Annotated in this window: 16 protein-coding genes; 14 read left to right on the forward strand and 2 right to left on the reverse strand. The window is 55.3% G+C overall.

Annotated features, from left to right (window positions below; translation table 11 throughout):
- The first annotated feature begins 75 nt into the window (after positions 1-75).
- The 6 genes from SA339_01110 (at position 76) to SA339_01135 (ending at position 10,490) form a co-directional block, all read left to right on the forward strand.
- Positions 76-1,119, forward strand: coding sequence for a glycosyltransferase family 2 protein (locus SA339_01110; protein MDW5561796.1), 1,044 nt, complete (start codon positions 76-78; stop codon positions 1,117-1,119).
- A gap of 5 nt (positions 1,120-1,124) precedes the next feature.
- Positions 1,125-2,279, forward strand: a complete 1,155-nt coding sequence (locus tag SA339_01115; GenBank protein ID MDW5561797.1) for a glycosyltransferase family 4 protein — start codon at positions 1,125-1,127, stop codon at positions 2,277-2,279.
- Positions 2,272-5,964 (forward strand): hypothetical protein, encoded by a 3,693-nt coding sequence (locus SA339_01120; GenBank protein ID MDW5561798.1) that lies wholly within the window; start codon positions 2,272-2,274, stop codon positions 5,962-5,964. The genes SA339_01115 and SA339_01120 overlap by 8 nt, the downstream gene beginning before the upstream one ends.
- A gap of 94 nt (positions 5,965-6,058) precedes the next feature.
- Positions 6,059-6,379: a hypothetical protein gene (locus SA339_01125; protein MDW5561799.1), complete on the forward strand. Its 321-nt coding sequence runs from the start codon at positions 6,059-6,061 to the stop codon at positions 6,377-6,379.
- 99 nt (positions 6,380-6,478) lie between these two features.
- Positions 6,479-9,586 (forward strand): hypothetical protein, encoded by a 3,108-nt coding sequence (locus SA339_01130; GenBank protein MDW5561800.1) that lies wholly within the window; start codon positions 6,479-6,481, stop codon positions 9,584-9,586.
- Positions 9,576-10,490 (forward strand): glycosyltransferase, encoded by a 915-nt coding sequence (locus tag SA339_01135; protein MDW5561801.1) that lies wholly within the window; start codon positions 9,576-9,578, stop codon positions 10,488-10,490. The genes SA339_01130 and SA339_01135 overlap by 11 nt, the downstream gene beginning before the upstream one ends.
- 6 nt (positions 10,491-10,496) lie before the next feature.
- Here the strand turns inward: SA339_01135 and SA339_01140 are convergent, their stop codons facing one another.
- Complete coding sequence (locus SA339_01140; protein ID MDW5561802.1) at positions 10,497-11,531, reverse strand: HAD-IIIA family hydrolase; 1,035 nt, start codon at positions 11,529-11,531, stop codon at positions 10,497-10,499.
- Positions 11,515-12,555, reverse strand: coding sequence for a kinase (locus tag SA339_01145; GenBank protein MDW5561803.1), 1,041 nt, complete (start codon positions 12,553-12,555; stop codon positions 11,515-11,517). Before SA339_01145 ends, SA339_01140 begins: the two co-directional genes overlap by 17 nt.
- A gap of 318 nt (positions 12,556-12,873) precedes the next feature.
- On the opposite strand from SA339_01145, the gene SA339_01150 reads away from it, so the two are divergent.
- Genes SA339_01150 through SA339_01185 form a run of 8 tightly spaced genes read left to right on the forward strand, consistent with a single transcriptional unit; the run spans position 12,874 to position 20,012 of the window.
- A complete protein-coding gene (locus SA339_01150) occupies positions 12,874-13,767 on the forward strand; it encodes an ABC transporter substrate-binding protein (protein MDW5561804.1) in 894 nt (297 codons plus the stop codon).
- Positions 13,768-13,818: 51 nt separating this feature from the next.
- Positions 13,819-14,571 carry an amino acid ABC transporter permease gene (locus SA339_01155; GenBank protein MDW5561805.1) on the forward strand — a complete coding sequence of 251 codons (753 nt, stop codon included), beginning with the start codon at positions 13,819-13,821 and terminating at the stop codon, positions 14,569-14,571.
- A gap of 3 nt (positions 14,572-14,574) precedes the next feature.
- Entirely contained in the window at positions 14,575-15,339 is a 765-nt protein-coding gene (locus tag SA339_01160) for an amino acid ABC transporter ATP-binding protein (protein ID MDW5561806.1), read from the forward strand.
- Between the two features lie 59 nt (positions 15,340-15,398).
- Positions 15,399-16,346 (forward strand): branched-chain amino acid transaminase, encoded by a 948-nt coding sequence (locus tag SA339_01165; protein ID MDW5561807.1) that lies wholly within the window; start codon positions 15,399-15,401, stop codon positions 16,344-16,346.
- A 60-nt stretch (positions 16,347-16,406) separates the two neighbouring features.
- On the forward strand, positions 16,407-16,910 hold the full coding sequence (locus SA339_01170) for a rubrerythrin family protein (protein ID MDW5561808.1): 504 nt from the start codon (positions 16,407-16,409) through the stop codon (positions 16,908-16,910).
- Positions 16,911-16,969: 59 nt separating this feature from the next.
- Positions 16,970-17,884: a 2-oxoacid:acceptor oxidoreductase family protein gene (locus tag SA339_01175; GenBank protein MDW5561809.1), complete on the forward strand. Its 915-nt coding sequence runs from the start codon at positions 16,970-16,972 to the stop codon at positions 17,882-17,884.
- A complete protein-coding gene (gene porA, locus SA339_01180; GenBank protein ID MDW5561810.1) occupies positions 17,875-19,050 on the forward strand; it encodes a pyruvate ferredoxin oxidoreductase in 1,176 nt (391 codons plus the stop codon). The genes SA339_01175 and porA overlap by 10 nt, the downstream gene beginning before the upstream one ends.
- Entirely contained in the window at positions 19,047-20,012 is a 966-nt protein-coding gene (locus tag SA339_01185; GenBank protein ID MDW5561811.1) for a thiamine pyrophosphate-dependent enzyme, read from the forward strand. Before porA ends, SA339_01185 begins: the two co-directional genes overlap by 4 nt.
- Positions 20,013-20,304 lie beyond the last annotated feature (292 nt).

Here is a 20,304-nt window from a genome sequence, read left to right on the forward strand (position 1 = left end):
ATCGGCAGTAAGCGTTAATTTATGGATGAACCGCATGCGGGTTCATTAATACGGCTTGGTAAGGGTGAGCGAAGGATGGAAGGCCCCGGTGAGATAAGCATTTCCATAGTAATACCGACCCATAACCGGAAGGAGAAGCTGCTGCGTCTCATCAGATCCCTCCTCGAAAGCACATTCCCGGTGAATGAGTCAAGCATAATCGTCGTGAACGACCGCTCCTCTGATGGGACCGCCGAGGCCGTCCGGGACGCCTTCCCCAACATCATGCTAATTACCAACAGCGAAGAGGGCTTCATTTCCAAGTCCAGGAATATAGGTATCCATACGTCCACCGGGCAGTATGTGTTCCTGGTCGACGACGATAACGTGGTCGACCGCAACTGCATAAGTGAGTTGGTGGGCACTTTCGTAGGCGATCCCACGGGGTCCATTGGTGTGGTCGGTCCGATTATGTGTTACCTCGAAAAGCCCGAGCTTATCTGGTGTGCGGGCGTCCGACGCAATATGGTCACTAGTCTAACAAGGTTTATTGGAAGGGGGGAGATTAATGAGGGCCAGTATCATGATCTGATGGAAAGTGAGGACTTCCCCAACTCCTTCATGATCTCTCGGGAAGTCATCGAGAAGGTCGGTGTGTTCGATGAGGTTCTGTTCCCCATCCATTATGAGGAAGCCGATCTCGGTGAGCGGGCAAGGCGGAAGGGCTTCAGAGTCATGTGCAATCCTCGGGCAAAGACATGGCACGACATCCCCGTCCCGAAAAAGGGGGACGATAAGACCCGGACACATCACCTCCAGAACGATATCCGGGCCTATTACTCTGGCAGGAACCGGGTTCTGTTCTTGAAGAAGTACGCGAGCCCCGTCAGATATCTTCTCTTCATCTCTCTTTTTAACTGGCCGCTGACCTGCTACTATTTTAGGATAATGCTCACGGCCAGGACGAAGAATCGCAGGGAGAGGGTACAGCTCGCCAGGAGCTACATGAGCGGCATAATCGATGGCATGAGGTTTGTAACGACATCCGCTTCTATCGAGCTATCCAACCAATCCAATAAAACGGAGGCGCAACAGCCAGGAGTGACGATTGATGCATCGAACCGGGATGAGCGGCGGTGAGGTGAATGCATCTTCAGATAGTGACGAGGTTTTTCCTCCCTATTAAGGCCGGTGTGGAGACCCATTGTTATGAGGTGGCTAAAAGGGTAGGTAAAATGGGTCATGAAGCCACGGTCCTCACTAGGGATGACGGCTTTAATAAAGGAGATCGCCTACCGCCCGAAGAAATTATAGACGGATTCAAGGTGCACCGCTCCTCCTCCAATCGCGCTCTTACCAAGCTCCTGGATTTTAACGAGCCAATATACCTGAACAACTTCGATATGTCCCTCACGTTCTCACTATACACCAGAGCTTTACTCTCATGGTTCCATGGAAAAAGACCCAAGATTTGGCTTGTACCCCATGGCGGTTTCACGCCATACTGGGGTATGTTCTCCCTACCACGGCGTTCGGTCAAGGGAATATACCATCTTACTCTTGGAAGGTACTTCATCAATAACTTGACCTGTGGTGTTTCTGCACTTAATGTGTGGGAGAAGGACCAGCTGATTAAGGCAGGAGTGGATGAGAAACTCATAACCATAAAGACGAATGGAGTGGAAGACATCGCCTTTGACTTACCCCCACAACGGCTAGAGGATAATGGCCTAGCCTGGTTATCAGGCAGGAAGTATATCCTGATGCTATGTCGGGTATCAAGAGAGAAGAATATCGACCGGATGATAGAGGCAATCTCAAATCAACAGGACGTTCATCTGATCATCGGTGGGTCCATACAGGACCAGTCTTATTATGATGAGCTTAATGCTCTTACATCTCGAACTGGCATGGCCGATAGGGTCCATTTCGTTGGCTACGTAAGCGAGGGAAAGAAGTATGCGCTCATAGATGGCGCTCTCGCCCTCGCACTTATATCCCTCTATGAATGTGACCCCATTACGGTTAAGGAATCTCTAGCTCGTGGGATACCGATCATCACCTCGAATATAGGCCCCCTTCCATCCATTGTTTTAGACGGAATGAACGGCTTCCTAGCTGATCAGGAAAATGTCACGTCCATCTCCTCAGCTATCGCCAAGGCCATGACCCTCTCACCAAAGGATCGATCGAAGATGGAAGTGGAAAATAAGAGCAAGGCAATCGACTATCGCTGGGAGTCAGTGACTGCCAGTCTGATTAGAGATATCGAACTGTGCGAAGGGATGAAGAATGGCTGAAGTGCTCCAGTTCATGAAACGGCACATCGAACTAATCCTTTTCGCAGCTTTATCCCTTGTAGTATTGTTGTGGTTCGGTGGTTGGTCCTTCATCCATCAGATCGATTCCCTCTTCTACCTTAACCCGGAGAGGCGGCTGGAGGATGTTCTATACTTCTGGAAGGCCGGAGAGTCGCTCGGAATATCGATGGCGGAATTCAATCTCATCCCATTTTATCTTCTTCAGACCGCTCTGGTTACAGCAATATCTCCATTGCTGGGGCAATGGGAGGCTCTGGTGGCCTCCCAGGCCATCATGTACTACCTGACCGTGTTCCTGGCATTCACGTTCTCAAATTGTTTTTTCAAACAGTTCTGTCGGCAGATTCTTGGGTATAGTAATATCAATGCCAGGGACAGAGTCCTTATACTCATTGTCACCCTTTTCTATGTCATTAACCCGTATACAATCTCCACCGTTTACTGGAGGTATATGACTTGGGCCCTCTTTTGGGCAGCTTTTCCCATACTCTGTTACCTCTTTCTGAAATTTCTGGAGACGAGTAAACTCCGTTATGTGGTTGCCTCAGGTGTCGTGTTCATCACCCCCTTGGCGGCAGGCTTCCCTCAAGTGGGGTTCGTGAACCTCTTCTTGGCATATGCATTGCTGTTTGTCCTATGGTATTTTAAAGGGCAGGGCAATGGATTGCGGCAGGTAAGGCAGGTCGCATTTTTTGGTGTCCTTTTTATTGCCTTGATAGCCTGGATTCTGATTCCCCAGTTCCTCTCTCTAACATCAACATCCACCTACACATCGGCACCAAATTTCTATAGCGATCAGGACTACCTCGACTATTCCTCTCAATATACCACCCTAAGCAACATCCTGACCATGGTCGGTAATTATTTACTTTACAACAATGTCGATTCGTTTCCATACTCCTGGTCGGATGCCTACCTTGCTAACGGTATCATCAGGGCGGCATTGTACGTGTTCCCAATCCTAGCCGGCCTCGCGATGTGGTTCATCGGCAGTGAAAAGGATAAGGGCCGGAAGAAGATCATGATAACCATCGCTGCTTCCTATCTGGTACTGCCATTGGCGATGAAGGGGGTCTCTGCACCGTTCAATGACCTTGGCAACCTACTCTTCGAGCTACACAGCACATTTTTCCGCCACCCCTATGATCGTTTCGTTAGTCTCTTCATAATTTTGAACGCATTCCTTATGCTATATGCGCTTCGCAACTTGGCCATTCACATACCTGATAGAAAGCGCTTTGCCGTCTTCAGTCTGGTGATGATCCTTCTGATCTCGGCGATCGGCTATCCGTTCTTTACTGGGGAGATAATAAACCCTCTGGATAAGGTCAACCTATCTGAAACGAATTACTTGAATCTGGAGGACGCAATAGGTTCCGAACTCGGGGAAAATGGCAGAGTAATTGTCTTCCCGTTCTCGATTTCCGGGGAATACTCATACAACATATCGGGTGAGCTCAATCGACCGAACTCGAAATCGCTAGCATATGATTTCTTACCCCAGGCATCCGTGCTCCAGTTTACTCTATCGCCCTATGACCGATTTGCGCTAGGATATATTTATGAAGTCATCAAAAATAACGATTCGAATGCCTTTTTCTCCTTCATGTACCATCTGAATGTTAGGGCCATTTTAATTCAGAAGGATTATTCGACTGAGTACAATATAAATCCATATACTGCGGTCCCGGCTGAGGACGCAATTAATTTCGTTGATGAGCTAATCAAGGACAAGAACCTTGATAAGTTGTACGAGGACGATAATGTGGCCCTATACAGGCTCCCAGAGGTTACGTCCTCTAACATGGTTAGCGGATTGCCCGCTCTGCTCCTTGGTTCTTACTCGGAGGTGTCTACGATCTCGGTAGAGAAGCCTATCGTCCCTCTTACCGGGATATGGGGCTACGATCCCGAGATGTTCAAGGAATACTCAGATCTACTGGTGAGCGACAGCCCGGACACCATGGAGTACCTTATCAATCTTATGAGTGAAAAGCTGAGCATCAGTCCCTATGAGCTCGGTAGATTGTCATCCGATGGGTGGGAGAAATACGCGACCATGGATGCGTTGTACTCCAACAGCTCTCAGATTGTAGATAGTGGGAAAACCTACTCGGACGGAAACCTATCGGCAAGCTGGTCCTTCGATAAGCAGTCCGATCTGCAAGAATGGACGGCAGGCCCCGGATCCCTCGCCACCGCCGTCCTCTCCAGCTCGGTCAGGCCTGGCACCAGCGGCCTGATGATGACGATGACCAATGATACCACCGGTACGAGCTATATGGAGGGCCCGGAGGTCAACGTCACATCTAACGACATATTATGGAGTGTAAATTGGATGAAAACTCAGAACGCCGCAGGCTCCAATATCACGGTGATGGGCTACGATTCTGCTCTGGGTGAGTGGAGGGCGCTGAATTACACACTCAAAGGAATGTCGGGGACTCATGACTGGGAGGAGTATTCGTTCAAGGTACTGATACCAGAGCACATCGAGAAGGTGAAGCTTCGGATATATGCCAGCTCCCCGCTCCATCCAGATGAAGGAGACGCGATCACCTGGTTCGACCAGTTATCGCTTTACAGTATGATGAACTATACGACCTCGCCGTACATGCAGATTCCGATAGATGTGCCGGAGACCGGGCGATACTATCTGCTATACGAGGTCCTGGTGTCCCCAAGCGGGGGCGAGGTCGGTATCGACCTAGCGGGAATCAACTCCACCATAGCCACTCAGTACTCGCAGCAAAAATGGATCTGGCTTGGACAGGCGCTGTACCTTAACGAGGGGACCTACACCGCGCTGGTCAAGAGCGTGGAAGGGACGAACTCTGTTAGAACGATATCCCTTATCAACGAGACCAATTACATTGAAGCAGCCCAGAAGGTTGGGGGAGCCCTAGCGGGAAAAAACATGTTCATCAGTAACTCCGCATCCAGTTTCTTGGGCACTAATGCGACCATCATAACCAACGAGTCTGGAGGCAATAACCTTGTCTTCGGTAAGAACGGAAGCGCGTGGACCACCTTGTCGATCGCCTCGGAAGGGGATTACAAACTATCCCTTTATGGATCTGGTAGTTTCGTGCTGACGGTCGACGGCGTCCCGCTGCAGTTGATCACGGACGGGGGAAGTGCAAGCGTCTCCACCACGGTCCACCTGGATCCAGGTACATACAACCTTACCATCAATGGAACGACTGGCTCCATCCTCACATCGCTCTGGACTTATCGGATCACTGACGGCAGCTCCCTAGATAAGTTCCTGGACGCACAGGGAGCCAACGATGTATCGATAAAAAAGCTCAGCCCGACCCACTACCGGATCGAGATCAGCAGCGACAGTCCGTTCATGTATTGCCTAGCAGAGTCGTATGATTCCCAGTGGAAGGCGACCATTTACAAGGACGGGGTGGCAGTGCGGACAATAAGCCCCGTGGCCCTGTACGGGTGCCTTAATGGTTTCTGGATCGATGAGGTCGGAAGCAACATCACGCTGGAGATAACCTATGGGCCACAGTCTCTGCTCGATGAAGGCCTGGCGATCTCCTCGCTGGCGCTGCTGGCGATTGGGGCGGTCGCCGTTATCGAGCTCTGGTACGGCTCCGGGGCTGTGGGGAGGGGAGTCCGCTCAATGTGGAAATCGATCAGGAGGAAATGAAATTGTTTGGTGTATCAGACAAATCTAGTATGGGAGGGATTGCCCCCGCTCAGGATATGCAGCGTGAGCATGTTCTGGATGGAGATCTGATACAATGACGATAGCATACTATGACATCATAGCAATCATCCTCATCGCGGCATTCCTGGTTTTGCGCTTCAAGTTCAAATTCGCGTCCAGGTCCATCATCGTTCTAGCCGTGTCCATAATGGTGCTGGCAGCTATTACCAGCGGACTCGGCGCCGAGTCGACCGCCAATGACATGACGATGGTGGCATTCTACTCACTCGGGGCGGGGGTGTTGCTCCTTTCCTTTGACTATCTACGTGCCACCATGCGACCTACGAGAAAGGATGGGGCTTTCCATCGCTCAATCGCACGGATGAGGGATCTGTTCGATCGCCTTCGGAGCTGAACCGAATTGAAGGCAGGGTTCGAACAGTGTATCTATTTCCGGCGAAGGTGAGGACAGGGGACGTTACGACCGGACAGTGACAAGATGGTGATCTAAGAATTGACAAGAAAGGCAACGAATGGAGAAGGAGCCGTGTCGGGTCGACCAATTGCCCATAGACTAAGGTCCCTGGCATTTCAGTTCAGGTGGGAGCTGACATTCTCTCTCCTCTTTCTGGCCGTCACCCTATTCATCTTCCGGGATTTCTTCCAGCACGCTAATCCATTGGGCACGGACTCAATGGGCTTGCCATTTATCCTAACATACAGCGAGTTGAGCCATGATTTCTTTGCCACATGGATATCCTACTCTGGGCTGGGCTTTCCGGATTACCCTCTTCCAGCCTACCAGATACTATATCAGTTGGACACCGCGCTAGGTCTTTCGCCGTTGGACATTGCCAAGGCGCTGATGATTTCGGCGTTCTGGTTAACGGGAGTGTCTATGTTCGTCTGTTCAAAACGGATGACCGGTAACCTCCCGGCGGCGGTGGTCGCAGCTTTGGTTTTCAGTTTCAATCAGGTGATACTATCTCAGGTCATAGACGGTCATTACTATTTTGTCCTTGGTTATGCTCTCTTCCCATTCATCTTCATCATCGTTCATGGCATACTCAAGGAGAGGAGGACAAAATTCGACATTCTTATCCCTTTGATCCTAGTTGCTTACGGGACCCTGGCCCCACCCAATATTGTCCTCATTGCCGCGCTGTTCCTGGGGCTGTATGCATTAATTCTGTACCTCATGGAGCCATTTCCGTTGGTCCGTCTGTCCAAGGTGACGGTTTCCATTGTATTGATTGTGGCTTTCCTTGGCCTCAGTGTCCTGCTGGCTAACAATATTCCCACCTACAATACGAGCTATCCGATACAGGAGGCAATGCACTGGAGCAGCTCGTCGCTCACGGATGCGCTGACCCTAAAAGCCAGTGAAAACTCATTCTTCTATGGTAACGAGACCAGTGCCTGGGTCCAATCACCAGCCCTCATCCCAGTGGCGAACATGGCGGCATACTTGGTCCCTGTCCTCGCCTTCAGTGCACTGCTCTGGAAGGACCGCCGTCGTGAGGTTCTGCCATTAGCAATAATTGCCGTGATATTCATCTTCACGGCCAAGGGGCCTTACGAGCCCCTATCTGGTGTGTTCGAGTGGGCCTACGTCAATCTACCTCTCCTCGATACGATCCGGGTGTTCTCTAGGTTCTCCCTCTTCACCGGCTTCGCCTACGGTTTGCTAGTGGCTTACTTCATGGCCGGCCTTGAATCCAGAGCTGACCTGGCTTCCCCCTCGCAGCGTTTACTGTTGTTGATAAAAAGGCACAAGAAAGAGGTCATCGCGTCGATGGTGATCATCATCGGCGGGTGTCTGATAGTACAGTCAGGGGCTATAGCCGCAGGAGCAGTGGGCACATTCGATCTGTCTGCAGAGTATAAGGCCCCATTTGACTGGGTGGGCAAGGAGGAAGGCGACTTCAGAGTGCTCAACCTTCCTTACATGGCTGACTACCACAACGGGCCGTCCAGCTATGGGTACCCGAATACAACAACCATCGACCCTGGCATCTACAGCCTAATGTATACTGGCAAGGATACGGTCTATGGATCGTCGACCTACGACTACTGGGCGTTCTTCGACCAAGCCATCGATGGCAAGATCTTCGGTTACAAGGAGATCCCCAGCATTCTTGGGGCGTCCAGCAGTATGCGCTACATAGTAGTCCAGACTCACACTTCCTCGGAGGAGAGGGATGCCTTCCTCAGTATGCATAACTTGACCGTCGTCGCCGAGTTTGAGGGCGGAGGCATGGTACTAGAGAATGACAATTGGTCGCCAAGGGCTACGGCGTTTAGCAACATATCCTTAGCTACTGGGGGTAGGAGCATGCTTACTGATCTGGCGGGGATGGGCCTTTTCGAGCCGGCCTCGGAGGGCCTAGTGTTTCTAGATCAACTCACCCCCTTTGAGGCGGAACAGTTGCTCAATATCACCGACCATATCTACATCGAAAACGGAGACCTTACCGAGCTTTACATGGACCTTGCCGGATGGTCCACTGACCAGTCAGTAATGCTGTATGATCTTGGCACCTCCCAAACAACCGACGAGACGAGTCATTGGATCCAGGGAAAATGGCCGCTCAAGGCCGGCCTCACGCTGAGCCCGACCCTTTACACGATGGGTAAGTGCGATGTGTCCTTCGATGTAGAGTCGGAGGGGGCGGGGTCATACATGTATCTCAAACTTATGAGGGGTCCAGATGCCGGGACAATCACCATAAGCATCCCCGGCATTCCAGACCAGACCTATGATGCCAACTATCCGACCCACCAGATGGCATGGGTTAAGTTCCAGATGCCTGCCGTAACGGGGCCCGTCAAGGTCACCATAGCCAACCAGGGGGATGGCTTGAGCAACTTGGAGAGGCTCGTAGTGGCCACGGACGAAGAGATGGGCGCCCAGGTCGAGAGAGTAAATACCATGCTGGCTGACCACCTCGACAAGCTGGTCTATATCTATCCCGCCGACAGCTATTTCGGGGACGGTGTGCAGGTGCGGGGTGAAGATGGGGTCGGAGTATCGAACTCGGGGGAGGGCCTGAACATCACCGTTGGGAATCTTCTTGCCGGTCAGGAGAGGGCCCTAGTGGTCGATACGAATGCAAGCGACCCTGCTTCGGTTACCATCCAAGGCGATTCGGCACTCCGTTTGGCCTCGGGCCTTGACGGCTCGGTCTTCGACCTCGGCCATCTTCGCGGCGGGGAGAGCATTGGGATTTCCACCAACGGCACTTACGGCGTAGCCATATTCTCAGGGGACTGGGAGAAAAGTGCCGCCTCTACTGCGAACGTCAGCTACGAACGCTTGAACAGCGAAACGTATTCGGTGAAGGTAAACGGGACCGGCTCTCTCCTGCTCCAGATATCGGAGAACTACAATTCATGGTGGAAGGGTCAGGCAGATGGAGGTTCGATCTTGCATGTGCCTGTCAATTCCATCGTCAACGGTTATCTGCTGAAGAACGGCAACACTACTGTGACGGTCGAGTATCAGGGTAAGGCTACATATCTGGCCATCGTAGGTCTCCTGGCGGTAGTGCTCGTGGCGACGACAGCATTAATTGTGTTGAAGAGGTACAAGTCCAGAAAAGAGGGCGACGATGGAATGTAGGGATGGGAAGGGAGGCACCAAACCGACAGTATCGGTCGGGGTTTGCGCCTACAACGAGGAGAGGAACATCAGGCGGTCACTGGAATCCATCACCTCACAGGCGCTGCAGGGGTTTGAGCTGGCGGAGGTCATCGTCGTGTCCAGCGGCAGCACCGACGGAACGGACGAGGCGGTGAGGACCTTCGGTGCAAACAACCGCCTGGTCCGCCTAATCCCCCAACCCCTAAGAGAGGGTAAGAACTCCGCGGTCAACCTCTTCATGTCCTGGGCTCGGGGCGACATCCTGGTGCTGGTCAATGCCGACAACGTGCTAGTTGAGGGAGCGCTGCAGAACCTCCTGGTGAAGTTCAATGACCCTCAGGTGGGCATCGCCGGGGGCCATCCTGTACCCGTGAACCCCAAGGACACAGTGACGGGCTTCGCCGTTCACATGCTGTGGGGAATGCATCACCGCGTATCACTGCATTATCCCAAGATCGGGGAGCTGATCGCCTTCCGCAACATCCATGTGCAGCTGCCTACCGACCTCCAGTCGGACGAGGACATCATTCGCATGGAGGTGGAGAAGCGCGGTTACCGCTCGGTGTACGCCCCGGAAGCCATCGTCCGCAACAAGGGTCCGGCGACGGTAAGGGACTTCATCAAGCAGCGAACACGGGTCAACATAGGAGAGGGGTACATGAAGCGGAAGTTCAGCTACGATATCCCCACCCAGGACCCCCGGTTGCTGTTCTCCTCGTTCCTGGACTTCATCCGCGACAGCCGTTCCTCGCCCTTCCTGATGGGAGCAGCAATGCTCATGGAAGCGTACTGCCGAGCCTACGCCCGACTGTACGTCGCCCTGGACAAGGGGGATAAGATGGTTTGGAGCCCGGTGGATTCGACTAAGAACCTGTCCACCTGAGCCGTCTCACTTCGAACCCAGGATAGTGCGCACCGCCTGGTTGAAATCCATGTCCTTGGACACCCGGATGCACCTGCACCCCACCTTCTGCCCCATCGCCACGTCGTTCTCGGTGTCCCCGATGACACATGATGACCGCAGATCTATCCCCAGGTCTCTGACTGCTCTTTCCAGCATCCCGGTGGCCGGCTTGCGGCAGCCGCAGCCCTCGTCCGGGCGGTGGGGGCAGTAGTAGATCGCGTCCAGCCTGGCTCCATCGGCCGCCAGATCCTTCCGGAGCTTCACATGAATGCGCTCGAGCATTTCTTCGTCAAAGTACCCCCTTCCTATCCCGGATTGATTGGTCACCAGCACGGTCAGGTATCCGGCCTCATTGAGCAGGCGCATCGATTCCCCGACCCCTGGGAACAGCCTGAGGTCCTCCGGACGGGAGCAGTAAGGTACATCCTGGACGATGGTGTCGTCCCGGTCGATGAACACCGCCCGACGACCGAACATGCCTCTTTCCACGAGCCCGCAGATGATGTGCCCGGCGCACAGGTACGCCTCCTGGATCCGAGGCGTCCTCGTCGACGGGATGATTAGAGGGTGGTCCACCAGCTCTTTGATCGTGCCTCCTGAACCCGTGAAGGACGCGGTGACGAGGCCTAGCTCCTTCGCCCTCGTCAGCGCGAGGACGACATTCTTGGAGGTCCCGCTGGTGCTCAGGCCGACGGCCACGTCCCCGGCCCGGGCGCACGCTTCCAACTGCCTCACGAACACCCTCTCGTAGCCGTAATCGTTACCGATGCCGGTGATCGACGACAGCGACGACAGCGCTATGCCATCCATGGCCGGGCGCTCCATGAGGTAACGGCCGGAGAGCTCGGCCGCCAGGTGCATGGCATCAGCGGCGCTCCCTCCGTTGCCGAAGAAGATGATTCTGCCACCCTGGCGCAGCGAGGTGATCATGGCCTCGGCGATGGCCTCTATCTGGTGGCAATCGAGGGACGCGATCACCGCTGACGACTCCCTCAGCTCTTCGTCAACGAGAAGGGCCATCAGAGTACCTCCAGGTCTGCAGTCCATACTTGTCGAAGTTATAGGTGACGATGTCCACGCCCAACTTGGTCAGCTCGTTGGCCACCTTGTGCTTGCGATCGTACTCGCATACGAAGAACATGAAGCCCCCACCCCCTGCGCCGGAAATCTTGCCGCCTACGGCACCGTTGGCCAATGCCGTCTCATAGATGAGGTCGATGCGATCATTGGAGATCTGGGAGGTAAACTTCTTCTTCGCCTCCCAGGATTCGTTGAGGAGCTCCCCGATCCTGCGGATCTCGCCGCACAGGAGGGCATCCTTCATCTCCCGCGCCAGCTGCTTGGTGCGGTCCAGGGCCTCCACGACCTGCTCGTCCTTCTTCAGGTATCCGGCGGTCTGGCTATGGATGATGTTCGCCGAGTCTCTCGTTTTGCCGGTATTGCCCAGCAGCAGCTGGTAGTGGAGCTCGTTGAGGATGTCGGTCTTCACCCGCAGCGGCGTCACGATGGTATCGTGGCCTTTGAACTCCATGAAGTTGAAGCCACCAAACACCGACGCGAACTGGTCCTGCTTGCCGCCCTCCAGGCCGAGCTCCTTCCTCTCCAGGAAATACGCCAGGTGGGCGATGTCGTACTGAGACAGCGGCTCGTTGAGCCACTCCACCATCGCCCCGATGATCGAGACGATGACCGTGGACGACGACCCCAGGCCGGAGCCGGGCGGGGCCTCGCAATGGAGGAACATATCGAAGCCACGGTCCACCTCGAAATGGTTGAGCACCGCCTTGATGAGGTCGAGGTTGCCATCATAGACGAACATATCTCCGCTGGCCCTCCACTTCTCCACGATGCCGTAGTCGAGAGAACGAATGGTGATCTCCTTATCCTTACGGGGAGAAATGGTGCAGTAGGCGAACCGGTCGATCGTCGAGTTGAGGACCGCGCCCCCCTGTTCCTCGCAGTACGGGGGCACGTCCGTACCCCCGCCAGCGAAGCTGATGCGCAAGGGCGCCTTGCTCCTGATCAGCTGCTTCCTCTCTCCCATCATCGACCCCTCATTATGGAGCGAGGATTTAATACCAAGCTGAATCTGAAACGAATCTTAAAACACCGTAGGGAAAAAAAGTTATGAGATGGCATCGACCCTGTCCAGAGCCCGCCGTCCTTTAATTTCAAAAATTTTTGCGGTTTAATCATATCGTATTTCGTAAAAAAAGCCAGATTTTTATTCGGCTCGTATGACTTCATTTTATTATTCGAAAGAAAATTGAAACGTACGAAATACACACAGGGCCTGTTTTGTCCGAAATCAGACCCAGATGTCAATACATGTTTATTTAGTGGTAAGCTATTCGCAGAAATCATGTCGGATTCTGTGGGAGGAACGACCCCATCGCCCTTGAAGAAAAAGGGTAAAAAAACATGGGTAATAGCCGCAATCGTCGTGGTCGTCGTGGTGGTCATGATCGCCGCGGTGGTCCTCGGTGGCCTGACCAAAGGCAGCACTGAAAAGTACGGGCTCGAAAAGATCAAGGAACAAGGCAAGATCGTTATGTGGACGGAAGCATCATTCCCGCCCTTCGAATCATTCGATCCTACCAATAGCTCGATCTATGGATTCGACATCGATCTGGCCAACAAGATCGCTGAAAACGTATCAAAAGAGCTCAACATGACCATAACCCTCCAGGTGGAGGATCGGGTTTTTGCAAACATTCCCACGGCTCTCAATAACAACCAGATAGACATGAGCCTATCCGGAATGACTATAACCGATGAAAGGAACAAATCTGTCCTTTTCAGCGAACCTTACTATAAGGCTGAAGCAGGTTATGGTCTCCTGACCCAGTCTACTGCCTCTGGCATGTCCAACATCGATGAGATATTGGCCAATGGCAAGAAGATAGTGGTCAACACGGGTACGACCTCGGAGTCATGGGTCACCGAGAATCTGGTCGACACCGGTAAGGTTTCCAGTGACAAGGTCAAGAGCCTGCCCAAGATCTCCGATTGCGTACAGGACGTCAAGAGCGGATATTCGGATGTCTTTATCATCGACAATCCGACCGTGAACGATGTCGTCTCCAAGTCCAATGGAGAGCTGAAGAACTCGGGCCTCATACCTCTGCCTGACGAGCCTTATGGAGTAGCTATGAACCATAAGTCCACCGACCTCAAGGCATTAGTCGATAGGGTTATCGACGAGATGATGGCGAACGGGGAGATGGCAGCGCTAAGAGCCAAGTGGGGCCTGTGAGGCCCCTAAAAACCTCTTTTATTTATATTTAATATAATAGCAGGTCATATTATGACGTTCAGAGACACGCTTAACCAGCGAAAAGAGATCGTAAACAAGATTGGTGTTGCAATTGTCATCATTCTTCTATTCGCCATAATGCTTCAATCGCAGACCAATGCGAAGTTTGCGAATCAATATCTGAATGCAACAATTGTGACCGTTGAGATAAGCCTGGTCTCGATCGCCATGGGTCTCGGCATCGGCATAGTCATGGGGCTGGGGCGCATCTCGAAAAATTTTATTGCTAGAGGGATAGCAACAATCTACATCGAAATTCTCAGAGGGACGCCGCTACTCATTCAGATATTCATTCTCTACTACGGTGTCGCTTCGTTCCATATTCTCTTCAATCCCTTTGTGGCCGGTGCCTTAGCTCTGGGGCTTAATAGTGGGGCCTATCAGGCTGAGATCATCCGAGGAGGAATTCAATCAATACCCACTGGCCAGATGGAAGCTGCTAGATCTTCCGGGTTGTCGTATCTCCAGGCCATGCGCTACGTAATTTTACCACAGGGGTTCCGGTTGATTATTCCCCCCATGACCAATGAATACGTCACTGTGATCAAGGATTCATCGCTGGCCTACACGATCGGAGTAATGGAAATCACTTACTGGTCGTCAAGGATCATCCCGCAAACCTTCGATACTTTCACTATCCTGTTGTTCGCGGCTCTGATCTACTTCACCCTGACCTTTTCGACCTCGACCATCATGAGGCTGGTGGAGAGAAAATTCCGTATACCTGGGTACATGGGGGCCTAATCAATGGTCACTCCTTTGATTGAAATGAAGAACATCCAGAAGAGCTTCGGAACGAACCACGTCCTCAAGGGCATATCGTTCAAGGTGATGCCCGGCGAGGTCGTGGCGATCATCGGCCCCTCTGGCAGTGGAAAAAGCACCCTGCTGAGGTGCATCAACCGACTGAATGAGCCCGACTCCGGTGACATCCTTTTCGATGGCTATACCATCATGGAGAAGGACATAGACATCGACCTTGTCCGCTCCCAGATGACCATGGTATTTCAGGGGTTCAACCTGTTCATGCACCTCACGGCAAGGAAGAATATCGCACTCCCCTTGAGAGAGGTCAAGAAGATGAAGAAAGAGGAGGCGGACCGACTGGCTCTCGAGGCCTTAGATAAGGTCGGCCTGCGGGAGAAGGCGGACGCCTATCCAGGTGAGCTGTCCGGTGGGCAGCAGCAGCGTGTCGCCATCGCCCGAGCCTTTGCCATGCATCCCAAGGTCCTGCTGTTCGACGAGCCGACGTCGGCCCTCGACCCGGAACTCATCGGGGAGGTGCTGGAGGTCATGAAGAAGCTCGCTTACATGGGCATGACCATGGTCGTGGTGACGCACGAGATGGCCTTCGCCCGTGATGTCGCCGACCGTGTCATCTTCATGGATCAGGGCGTTGTAGCGGAAGAGGGCGACCCTGCGGTAATCTTCACCAAACCGAGCAATGACCGAACCAGGCAATTCCTTAAGCGTGTGCTCCAGGAGGAGCAGAACCCGCCTCCTCCTCAATAGCCACGTCCTCTTCTTTTTATAAAACGGAGTGCTAAGCGAAGTCGTATTTGGGTGTAGGGATGAAGAAGTCAGAAAGGGAAAACAAGGTTTGGTTAGACGGTAGACTGACGGGGATCCAGGATGTCCGGGTGTCCCCCCTCTCGTACGGCCTGCACTACGGATGGGGCGTCTACGAGGGCCTGAGAGCTTACGACACGACGAAGGGAAGGGCGGTGTTCCGTCTGAGGGACCACATGGCCCGATTCCTCGATTCGGCCAGGTTCTTGCAGCTGGACGTCCCATATTCCCTGGATGAGCTATGCGAGGCGGTGAAGGAGGTCTGCCGGGCCAACGGACCTCAAGCGGACTACATCCGCCCGCTCGCCTTCTATGGCGAGAACGGTGAGCTGGCGCTCAGCGCGGTGAACGTGCCCACTCACGTCGCCATCATGACCGTGCACATGGGCGCCTACATCAGGGGAGGAGCGCCGGGCGCGTCGCTCATCACCTCCTCGTGGGAGCGGCCGTCCAATCTAGCCACCTCGCTGATGGCCAAGGTCTGTGGCAACTATGTCAACTCCATCGTCGCCAAGAAGGAGGCCATGCGCCAGGGGGCCGATGAAGCGCTGATGCTCAACCACAACGGCTCGGTGGCGGAGGCCTCGGCGGAGAACGTGTTCATGGTCCGCCACGGCAAGCTCGTCACCCCCGGGCTGTCGGAGGGCATACTGGAAGGCATCACCCGGGACACCGTTATCGAACTGGCCAGGGAGCTCGGCTACGAGGTCGTGGAGAGGAGCATCACCCGCGGGGAGATTCTCATCGCTGACGAGGTGTTCATGACCGGGACCGCCGCCGAACTGCACCCGGTGCGCTCGATCGACGGGATCCCCATCGGCAAGGAGGTCCCCGGACCCGTCACGGCCGAGCTGAGGGACCTCTACAGTAAAGTGGTCCGAGGAGAGATCGAGGCCCGCACCGGCTGGCTGGATGTCATCGATCCCACCATCCGTGGCCGTAAGAAGTGAACCTTTGCGGCTCAAACGTCTTATACTTTTTTTGACCATGCTTAGGCCAGGTAATTCGACATGTCAGACACGGTGAAAAACTTGAAGGAGGCGTTCGCCGGGGAGTCCCAGGCCAACCGCAAGTACCTCGCCTTCGCCCAGAAGGCTCACCAGGATGGCTACGAGCAGGTGGCCAGGCTCTTCCGGGCTGCCGCCGAGGCGGAGACCATCCACGCCCACGCGCACCTCAGGGTGCTGAAGGGCGTGAAGACCACGGAGGAGAACCTTCAGGAAGCGATCAACGGGGAAAACTACGAGCACACTACCATGTACCCGGGGTTCATCGAGCAGGCCAAGAAGGAGGGGAACAAGGATGCAGTGCGCTCCTTCACCTTCGCCAACGAGGTGGAGAAGGTCCATGAGGCCCTTTACAAGGCCGCCTACTCCTCGGTGCAGAGCAAGAAGGATCTACCGACCAAGAAGCTGTACATCTGCCCAGTGTGCGGCAACATCGAGGAGGGCGAACCACCAGAGGAATGCTCGGTGTGCGGCGCCCCAGGATCCTCGTTCCGCGAGGTCCTTTAATCCTTTTCGGCCCATCCGGGCCACTTTCTTATCCTTTCACAGCGCTTCAGCCCCTATAGATGTACGAGATCAGGTTCCATGGGCGAGGCGGGCAGGGCGCGGTTATGGCCGCTCAGACCCTGGCCGACGCGGCGGTACGCATAGGCTTCCAGGCGCAAGCGTTCCCCTACTTCGGTGCGGAGCGCAGGGGGGCTCCGGTGGAAGCGTACGCCCGGATCGACACCGCCAAGATCAGGACCAAGAGCCAGGTGTACCGGCCCCACCTGGTCGTGATAATGGACGCCTCTCTGTTGGAGCTGGAGGGCCCTGCGTCCGGCCTAAGGCCGGATGGCAAGGTGGTCATGAACGTTGCTCAGCGGCCGGAGGAGCTGGACCTGGGGGCGGGGGTGGACGCCGAGTGTGGCACCGTTGACGCCTCGTCCATCGCCCTGGAGACGCTCAAGATGCCGGTGGTCAACACCGCCATGCTGGGCGCCGTGGCCAAGGTGTGGAACGTTGTACCTCTGGACGCCATCCTGGAGGCGATAGAGGATCGGTTCGGGGGCAAGCTGGGGCGGAGGGCGGGAATGCTCAATGCCGAGGCCGCCCGGAGGGCTTACGAGGCCACCGTGGTCGGTCGCACCCAGGGTAAGCGGGAATACGTACAGCCGAAGCGCTGGCTACCAGTGTGGGACGAGATACCCATCGGCGTTTCTCTCAGAAAGACGGCCCACGTCGAGGAGGAGGTCGGCCCGGCGACCACCTACCAGCACCACACCGGACGGTGGAAGTGGTCGACGCCCCTGTACAAGAAGGACAAGTGCATCAGATGCCTGCGGTGCTGGTGGTCCTGTCCAGATGCCGCGATTGTCCGGCAGGACGACGATTACATGCGTTGGGACCTGGAGTATTGCAAAGGCTGCGGCATCTGCGCGGACATCTGTCCGGTAGAGGCGATCGACATGCTGCAGGGGGCGCGCGGCACATGGCAGTGAAGACGATCACCGGCGACCAGGCGGTTGCGTACGGGGCGATGCTGGCCCGCGCCGAGGTCGTGCCTGGGTTCCCCATCACCCCCCAGACGGTCATAATCGAGCAAATTTCCGAGTTCATCAACGACGGCCTGATGGACGCCGACTTCATCCCCGCGGAGAGCGAGCACTCGGTCATGTCGGTGGCGGTCGGGGCGTCCGCCGGGGGGGTGCGGACCTTCACCGCCACATCGTCCCAGGGCCTGGCCCTCATGTACGAGATGTTGTTCGCCGCCGCACCGACGCGCCTGCCGGTGGTCATGGCCGTGGCCAACCGCAGCCTGGGGGCCGCGTCGGGCATCTGGACGGAGCACAACGACTCGGTGCCGGTGCGGGAGAGCGGTTGGCTGCAGGTGTACGTGGAGGACAACCAGGAGGCGCTGGACATGATCATCCAGGCCTTCCGCATTGCCGAGGACCGTCGGGTGATGCTGCCGATCATGGTATGCTTGGACGGTTTTATTCTCTCCCACGTGGTGGAGGGCGTGGACATCCCGGAGCAGGCAGTGGTGGACCGCTTCCTTCCCCGGTTCGCCCCGGTGAACGTTCTGGATCCCAGGGACCCAATCATGATGAACCCGGTGACTCCGCCCGAGTTCGCCACCGAGCTTAGGTACCAGCAGGACCGGGCAGTGGAGGCCGCCAGGACAGTGATCGGGGAGGCAGACGAAGAGTTCGCCGCCCTCACCGGCCGGCGGTACGGCGGGCTGTTCGAAGCGTACCGCCTGGAGGATGCCGAGTTCGCCCTTATCGGCCTAGGCACCTGGGCCGGCATCGCCCGGGAGGTCGTCGACCAGCTGAGGGCGGAGGGCAAGAAGGCCGGACTGATCAAGCTCCGGTACATGCGCCCCTTCCCCGGGCAGGAGCTGCGGCAAGCGACGCTAAACCTCAAGGCGCTGGGCACCTTCGACCGCTCAGCGGCGTTCAACGGCTACGGCCCGGTGTTCACCGAGGTCCGCAACGCGCTGTATGGCAGCGGGATAACCGTGACCGACCACCTGGCTGGGATAGGTGGGCGGGACATCACCGCGGAGATGGTAAGGGACATGTATGGCCTGGTGGAGCGGAGCGCCCGGGGGGAGAAGGTCAGGGACTGCACCTGGCATGCGCTGAGAGGTGAGATGGAATGACGAGGATGACGAGCATGAAGGACGTGCCTCGGGAGGACATGTTGACCCACGGCCATGGAGCCTGCCCGGGATGCGGCTACGCGGCAACGGCGAAGAACATTGCCAAGATGCTCGGTCCGAACACCGTGGTGTACGTGCCCGCCTCCTGTCTGGTCGTGTTCGGTGCACTCTACCCCTACTCATCGTGGAAGACTCCGTACATGTTCACCGCCTTCGAGAACACTGGGGCAGTGACCACGGGAATTAAGGCAGCGCTGCGGCGCAGGCACCTCGACGCCACGGTGGTGGGGATGGCCGGCGACGGGGGTACCTTTGATATCGGCCTGCAGGCGCTGTCAGGAGCGGCGGAGCGGAACGAGGACGTCATATACGTCTGCTTGGACAACGAGGCGTTCATGAACACCGGCATACAGAGGAGCAGCGCCACCCCCTTCGGGGCGTGGACGACCACCACCCCGGTGGGTCTCGAGGTCAAGGGCAACCGCCGATTCAAGAAGGACATCGCCCGCATCGTGGCCGACCACGACGTACCGTACGTTGCGACACTGTCGGTCGCACACTTCACCGACTTCGTGCGTAAGGTGCAGAAGGCCAAAGAAGTCCGAGGCTTCAGATTCCTTCACTGCCTGACGCCGTGCATCCCGGGTTGGAGGATCGAGCCTTCCAAGGGGGTGAGCATCAACCGCCTCGCGGTGGATACGGGCATGTGGACGCTGTACGAGGTCGAGAATGGGGTGCCCAAGGTGACCTACAAGCCGAAGGCCATGACCCCGGTCACTGAGTACCTGAAGCTACAGGGGCGGTTCAAGCACATGAGCGAGGCCGATGTGCGGCAGCTGCAGGCATGGCTCTGTGCGAAGTGGAGGGCCCACTACGGAGAGGAAGCTCCCAGTCCCCCCTGCGTGATGCCGGGGCACGAGGAAGTGTTGGCCCACGACGGCGATCCCCTCTACGGGATCTAGCCGCCTCAAAATTTTATCTTATCATTCTGATAGTAACTTGGCCCGACAGGCCCTTTGACCCTTTCAAGCCGACGTGCCAGCAGGAAAGCCAGTGCTTAATGCAGAAATTTTTTAATGTACATTTATGTACATGTAGATAGATTCATACTATACATATGTTTGATATTTACAGTATATAATGCTCATTCATCTCTAATCAAAAGATTTTATTATGTATTTGTCTATTGGACGATGGGCGACGACGAGGTTGCTCGCACAAAAACCAAGCGGCAAATAGTGGCCGCGGACTGCG

It is taken from the genome of Methanomassiliicoccus sp., assembly GCA_033485155.1.
GTDB lineage: Archaea > Thermoplasmatota > Thermoplasmata > Methanomassiliicoccales > Methanomassiliicoccaceae > UBA6.

Excerpts from the sequence above, each read along its gene's own strand:
- SA339_01110 (MDW5561796.1), top strand. The coding sequence starts at position 76 with ATGGAAGGCCCCGGTGAGATAAGCATTTCCATAGTAATACCGACCCAT.
- SA339_01115 (MDW5561797.1), top strand. The coding sequence starts at position 1,125 with ATGCATCTTCAGATAGTGACGAGGTTTTTCCTCCCTATTAAGGCCGGT.
- SA339_01120 (MDW5561798.1), top strand. The coding sequence starts at position 2,272 with ATGGCTGAAGTGCTCCAGTTCATGAAACGGCACATCGAACTAATCCTT.
- SA339_01125 (MDW5561799.1), top strand. The coding sequence starts at position 6,059 with ATGACGATAGCATACTATGACATCATAGCAATCATCCTCATCGCGGCA.
- SA339_01135 (MDW5561801.1), top strand. The coding sequence starts at position 9,576 with ATGGAATGTAGGGATGGGAAGGGAGGCACCAAACCGACAGTATCGGTC.
- SA339_01140 (MDW5561802.1), bottom strand. The coding sequence starts at position 11,531 with ATGGCCCTTCTCGTTGACGAAGAGCTGAGGGAGTCGTCAGCGGTGATC.
- SA339_01145 (MDW5561803.1), bottom strand. The coding sequence starts at position 12,555 with ATGGGAGAGAGGAAGCAGCTGATCAGGAGCAAGGCGCCCTTGCGCATC.
- SA339_01150 (MDW5561804.1), top strand. The coding sequence starts at position 12,874 with ATGTCGGATTCTGTGGGAGGAACGACCCCATCGCCCTTGAAGAAAAAG.
- SA339_01155 (MDW5561805.1), top strand. The coding sequence starts at position 13,819 with ATGACGTTCAGAGACACGCTTAACCAGCGAAAAGAGATCGTAAACAAG.
- SA339_01160 (MDW5561806.1), top strand. The coding sequence starts at position 14,575 with ATGGTCACTCCTTTGATTGAAATGAAGAACATCCAGAAGAGCTTCGGA.
- SA339_01165 (MDW5561807.1), top strand. The coding sequence starts at position 15,399 with ATGAAGAAGTCAGAAAGGGAAAACAAGGTTTGGTTAGACGGTAGACTG.
- SA339_01170 (MDW5561808.1), top strand. The coding sequence starts at position 16,407 with ATGTCAGACACGGTGAAAAACTTGAAGGAGGCGTTCGCCGGGGAGTCC.
- SA339_01175 (MDW5561809.1), top strand. The coding sequence starts at position 16,970 with ATGTACGAGATCAGGTTCCATGGGCGAGGCGGGCAGGGCGCGGTTATG.
- porA (MDW5561810.1), top strand. The coding sequence starts at position 17,875 with ATGGCAGTGAAGACGATCACCGGCGACCAGGCGGTTGCGTACGGGGCG.
- SA339_01185 (MDW5561811.1), top strand. The coding sequence starts at position 19,047 with ATGACGAGGATGACGAGCATGAAGGACGTGCCTCGGGAGGACATGTTG.